Annotated in this window: 1 protein-coding gene and 1 pseudogene; both read right to left on the reverse strand. The window is 60.3% G+C overall.

The annotated features are described in order from the left end of the window. Positions 1-25: 25 nt before the first annotated feature. Positions 26-784: an IS21-like element helper ATPase IstB gene (gene istB, locus B5X69_RS20715; protein WP_079640345.1), complete on the reverse strand. Its 759-nt coding sequence runs from the start codon at positions 782-784 to the stop codon at positions 26-28. Then, positions 781-1,175, reverse strand: a pseudogene (locus B5X69_RS20720) (IS21 family transposase); the annotation flags it as partial. The gene istB and the pseudogene B5X69_RS20720, both read right to left, overlap by 4 nt.

A 1,175-nucleotide genomic window follows, 5' to 3' on the forward strand; every position in this document is an offset into this window, starting at 1 on the left:
CGCGGCGATTTTTTGAGGGAGCGTTTCAGCCGGTCTTTCTGATGCGGCTCTGTGCGAGACGATAGCTGTCGCCATTCATCTCGAGGATGTTGACGTGGTGGGTGATGCGATCGAGCAGCGCGCCGGTCAGGCGTTCGGATCCCAGAGTTTCCGTCCATTCATCGAAGGGCAAATTGCTGGTGATCAGGGTGGCACCGCGCTCATAGCGTTGCGAGATCAGCTCGAACAGCAACTCCGCGCCGGTCTTTGATAGCGGGACGAAGCCCAGCTCGTCGATGATCAGCAGCTTGTAGGCCGCCATCTGTTTCTGGAAGCGCAGCAGACGTCGCTCATCGCGCGCCTCCATTATCTCACTGACCAGGGCGGCAGCCGTGGTGAAGCCGACGGACAGACCCTTCTGGCAAGCGGCCAGGCCGAGCCCGAGCGCGACATGCGTCTTGCCGGTTCCGCTGGGACCAAGAGCAATGACGTTCTCGCGCCGCTCGATCCATTCGCATCGCGCCAGTTCCAGCACCTGCATCTTGTTCAGCTTAGGTATGGCGGTAAAGTCGAAGCTATCCAAGCTTTTGACGACCGGGAATTTGGCCGCCTTGATCCGGCGTTCGACCTTGCGGCGATCGCGTTCGATCATCTCCCGCTCGGCAAGCCGGAAGAGATATCCGACATGATCGACACCTTCAGTGGCACATAGCCGGGCTAACTTCTCGTGCTCGCGCTGAAAGGTCGGCAGCTTCAGGGTCTTGAGATAATGGGCGAGCAGGATCTCTGGTGCTTCGGTGCTCATGCCGCTTCTCCCGCATCAGACGACAGGAGGCGCATATACGCTTTTACCGAGGTCTTCTCGACCGTGGCCCTCGGCAGGTAGGGATAGATCGCCAGGTCCAATCGCGGCGGCCGGCGCTCGACCCGGCACAGGATCAGATGCTTGACTGCATCGAAGCCGATCGCGCCGAGCTGGATGGCCTGCTTTACCGCCGCATGCAGGTCCGCATGCTCGAAGCTCTCCAGAAGACGGAGAACCTGCACATACTCACGACGCCCATGCTTTGCCATGCGGCCCTCCATCAGCCGGCGTAGCGTGGAGAATTCCTCCGGCAAATCCCAGCCCTGAAGAGGGGCTGCCTGATCCAGCGCATTGATCTTCTGCTCGATCAGCGGCAGGTAATGCACGGGAT

It is taken from the genome of Sphingopyxis flava (assembly GCF_900168005.1).
In the GTDB taxonomy this organism is placed as follows: Bacteria; Pseudomonadota; Alphaproteobacteria; order Sphingomonadales; family Sphingomonadaceae; genus Sphingopyxis; species Sphingopyxis flava.

Coding starts and splice junctions, on each gene's coding strand:
- istB (WP_079640345.1), bottom strand. CDS start 784: ATGAGCACCGAAGCACCAGAGATCCTGCTCGCCCATTATCTCAAGACC.